General features: G+C 72.2%; 3 protein-coding genes. All 3 read right to left on the reverse strand.

Features of this window, described 5'->3' with window-relative positions; translation table 11 throughout:
- Positions 1–464: 464 nt before the first annotated feature.
- The gene (gene tyrS, locus E1300_RS48025) at positions 465–1,742 is read right to left on the reverse strand and encodes a tyrosine--tRNA ligase (RefSeq protein ID WP_131763921.1); all 1,278 of its coding nucleotides are present in this window, start codon (positions 1,740–1,742) and stop codon (positions 465–467) included.
- A 102-nt stretch (positions 1,743–1,844) separates the two neighbouring features.
- Positions 1,845–2,474, reverse strand: a complete 630-nt coding sequence (locus E1300_RS48030; RefSeq protein ID WP_131763922.1) for a DNA-3-methyladenine glycosylase — start codon at positions 2,472–2,474, stop codon at positions 1,845–1,847.
- A gap of 122 nt (positions 2,475–2,596) precedes the next feature.
- The gene (argH, locus tag E1300_RS48035; protein WP_131763923.1) at positions 2,597–4,015 is read right to left on the reverse strand and encodes an argininosuccinate lyase; all 1,419 of its coding nucleotides are present in this window, start codon (positions 4,013–4,015) and stop codon (positions 2,597–2,599) included.
- Between the last annotated feature and the right edge of the window lie 189 nt (positions 4,016–4,204).

Here is a 4,204-nt window from a genome sequence, read left to right on the forward strand (position 1 = left end):
GATAAGGCACTGGCTTTTAACACGCTGTTGAGTTCTCAAGAAACGGACACCCACCGCGCCGGACCCGCTCCCGCGAGCCCCGCTCCGGGGCAACCCTTCAAGCTTAGCTCATCTGACCGGTTTGTCAAACTTTGGCCGGTTCAGCCCTCCAAGTCCCTTTTGGGCGCGAGAGACTCCCGCCCAGCCGGTCTGTGGAGGTTCCCCTTGGGGCCGGCCGCCTGTCGGCGTCCCGCTCCCCCGTGGGGCGAATGAAAGATTAGGTCGCTCCGGCAGCACCGTCAAATTGGCTCCCAGCGGGTATGTCTTCCCAGGTCAGAGGGCGTTTATGCGCTCCCGGAGCGGCCCTGGGGCCGTCCTCGTGACCGCACTGTGACGTGTATCTACTCGCGCTCAGGGGCAAGGACGGCCGAGCGCCCGCCCGGAGGATCCGGACGGGCGCTCGATACGCGCAGGTCAGCGGGCGTTCAGGGCGCGGTCACCTCGACGCCGCCCACGTTGCGCTTCCCGCGGCGCAGGACCAGGAAGCGTCCGTGCAGAAGGTCGGCGGCGGTGGGGACGGCGTCCTCCGCCTCGACCTTGGCGTTGTTGAGGTAGGCGCCGCCCTGGGCGATGGCGCGGCGCGCCTCCGACTTGCTCTTGCAGAGGCCCGAGGACGCGAGCAGGTCGGCCACGCTGGGCAGTTCGCCCGGTGGGACCTCGGTGCGCGGCACCTCGGCGAGCGCGGACTTCAGCGTGCGCTCGTCCAGTTCGTCGAGGGCGCCCTGCCCGAACAGGGCCCGCGACGCGGCGACGACCCGCTCGGTCTCGTCCGCGCCGTGGACGAGAGTGGTCATCTCCTCGGCCAGGGCGCGCTGGGGGGCGCGCGCGGCGGGGCGTTCGGCGCCCTGCTTGAGCAGTTCCCCGATCTCCTCGCGGGACCGGAAGCTGAAGACCTTGAGGTACTTCTCGACGTCCCGGTCGTCGGCGTTGATCCAGAACTGGTAGAACGCGTACGGCGAGGTCAGCTCGGGGTCGAGCCAGTAGGTCTCGCCGCCCGCGGTCTTGCCGAACTTGGAGCCGTCCGCCTTGGTGAGCAGGGGCGTGGTCAGCGCGTGGGCGCTGCCGCCCTCGACGCGGCGGATCAGGTCGACGCCGGCGGTGAGGTTGCCCCACTGGTCGCTTCCGCCGGTCTGGAGTCGGCAGCCCTGCCGCCGGTACAGCTCCAGGAAGTCCATCGCCTGGAGCAGCACGTAGCTGAACTCGGTGTAGCTCATGCCGGTGCTCTCAAGGCGCGCCTTGACGGTCTCCCGGGCCAGCATCCGGTTCACCGGGAAGTGCTTGCCGATGTCGCGGAGGAACTCGATGGCGGTGAGCTGCCCGGTCCATTCGAGGTTGCTGACGATCGTGGCGCCGGTCGGGCCGCCGTCGAAGTCGAGGAACTTCGATACCTGGCCGCGGATCCGCTCGACCCAGCCGGCGACGGTCTCCTCGGTGTTGAGGACGCGCTCGGCGCTCTTGCCGCTCGGGTCGCCGATCAGGCCGGTGGCGCCGCCGACGAGGCCGATCGGGCGGTGGCCCGCCCGCTGGAAGCGCCGCAGCATGAGGATCTGGATGAGGTTGCCCAGGTGGAGCGAGGGGGCCGTCGGGTCGAACCCGCAGTACAGCGTGACCGGCCCCGCGGCGAGCAGGGCCCGCAGTTCGTCCAGGTCAGTGGACTGCGCGATCAGATCGCGCCACGCGAGGTCGTCCAGGATGTCGGTCACGTTCTCCCTCGTCTCCGCAATGCTCGTCCGGTACGTCCATCAGCGTGCCCGATGGACCGCGCACCACGGTAACGATATTCGGAGGTCACGGACGGGAGGACGCTACGGTGCGGCCGCCTTCCGCCGCCGCGGGACGTGCGGGCGGTAGGGCGACACGGTCGGGTCGCCGTCGATCCAGAACCGCCACGGGACCTCCTTGGCCCCGTTGACGCCGGTGCGGGGGCCGCTCCTGATCAGGCCGGGGTCGGCGGGCTCTCCCGCGAGGACGGTGAGCGGGCCGTCGGGCGAGCAGGCGTCCAGGCCGTTCTGGTCGCGGGCGATGCCGAGGGCGCGGCAGAGCCGGGCGGGGCCGCGCGCGAGGTCGCGGAAGGACGAGCGGGGGCGGCGCTCGCGGGCCGTGTCCTCGCCGTCGACGATCTCGCCCGCGCGGAGCAGGACCGCCGAGGACGTCCCGTCGGGCCCGCAGACGAGGTTCATGCAGTAGTGCATGCCGTAGGTGAAGTAGACGTAGACGAAGCCGGGCGGGCCGAACATGACGGCGTTGCGGGGCGTCCGGCCGCGGTAGGCGTGGGACGCGGGGTCCAGGGGGCCCGCGTACGCCTCGACCTCGGTGAGCCTGAGGGTGACGTCGCCTTCGGGGGTGCGGTGCCGGAGGAGGCGGCCCAGCAGTGCGGGGGCGATCTCGTCGACCGGTCCGTCGAAGAAGTCCCGTGGCAGCAGCGCTCCGCTCATCGCCTCACCGTGGTCGTGGTTGGGTCCGCCGGTCCGTCAGCTTAGGGGACGGCGAAGGCCGCCCGGTCCCGCGGCGGGACCGGGCGGCTGGAGGCCCGAGGCCGGTGGCGGTGGCGGGCCGGTCAGGAGTCGGAGCCCGCGGCCCAGGCGGCGTGGTCGTTCACCAGGGCCCGGAGCGCGACGATCTGCTCGCCGACGCGGTCGGGGGCGGTGCCGCCGTAGGCCTTGCGGGACGCCAGGGCGCCCTGGACGTTGAGGACCTCGCGGACGTCCGGCGTCAGGTGCGGGGACACCTTGGCCAGCTCGTCGTCGGTGAGGTCGTCGAAGTCCTTGTCGTTGACCTGGCACCAGACGACGAGGTGGCCGACGACCTCGTGGGCGTCGCGGAACGCCACGCCGCGGCGGACGAGCAGCTCGGCGAGGTCGGTGGCGAGGGCGAAGCCCTCGGGGGCGAGGGCCTCCAGGCGGTCGGTGTTGACGCGCATGGTGGCGATCAGGCCGGACATGGCGGGCAGGACGAGCAGGAGCGTCTCGACGGCGTCGAAGGCGCCCTCCTTGTCCTCCTGGAGGTCGCGGTTGTAGGTGAGCGGGAGGCCCTTGAGGGTGGTCAGCAGGCCGACGAGGTGGCCGATGAGGCGGCCGGCCTTGCCGCGGGCGAGCTCGGCGACGTCGGGGTTCTTCTTCTGCGGCATGATCGACGACCCGGTGGCGTAGGTGTCGTCCATCTCGATCCAGCGGAACTCCTGCGACGCCCAGAGGCAGATCTCCTCGCCGAGGCGGGAGAGGTGCACGCCGGTGAGGGCGGCGGCGAAGAGGAACTCGGCGACGAAGTCGCGGTCGGCGACGGCGTCCATGGAGTTGGGGGCGGCGCTGTCGAAGCCGAGCTCGGCGGCGGTGGCCTGCGGGTCGAGCGGCAGGGACGAGCCGGCGAGGGCGCCGGAGCCGAGCGGGGACACCGCGGTGCGCCGGTCCCAGTCGCGGAGCCGGTCGATGTCGCGGGTGAGCGGCTGGACGTGCGCGAGCAGCTGGTGCGAGAACAGCACGGGCTGGGCGTGCTGGAGGTGGGTCATGCCGGGCGCGGCGACGCCGAGGTTGTGCTCGGCCTGGGCGATCAGCGCTGTCTCCAGCTCGACGAGCCGGGAGACGATCTGGCGGGCGGCGTCGCGCAGGTAGAGGCGCAGGTCGGTGGCGACCTGGTCGTTGCGGCTGCGGCCGGCGCGCAGCTTGCCGCCGAGCGCGCCGAGGCGCTCCAGCAGGCCGCGTTCGAGCGCGGTGTGGACGTCCTCGTCGGCGACGGCGGGGCGGAACTCACCGGAGCGGCAGGCGGCCTCCAGGTCGTCCAGGGCACCGAGCATGCGCTGGAGCTCGTCGTCGGTGAGCAGCCCCGCCCGGTGGAGGACGCGGGCGTGCGCGCGCGAGCCCATGAGGTCGTAGGGGGCGAGCCGCCAGTCGAACTGGACGCTCACCGAGAGCCGCGCGAGCGCGTCCGACGGGCCGCCTTCGAAACGGCCGCCCCACAGTCGCGTCGGTGCCTTGGTCACGGAGATCCTCTTCTTCCCACCGCTGTCGGTTCGTTGCTCTTCCATCCCACCACGTCGCGGGCGGGGCGCCGGGCCGCGGCGCTCCCCCGCGGAACGCGGCGCCGCGCTCAGCGTACGGCCAAACGGGCACCGCGTCCTCACCTACCGCGAACTGGCCCTGCACGTCGCCGAGGTCCGCGCGGGCCTGGC

The organism is Actinomadura fibrosa, from assembly GCF_900659615.1.
Classification (GTDB): domain Bacteria; phylum Actinomycetota; class Actinomycetes; order Streptosporangiales; family Streptosporangiaceae; genus Spirillospora; species Spirillospora fibrosa.

Bases quoted from the DNA above. Each gene is read 5' to 3' on its own strand.
- E1300_RS48030 (WP_131763922.1), bottom strand. From the start codon at position 2,474: ATGAGCGGAGCGCTGCTGCCACGGGACTTCTTCGACGGACCGGTCGAC.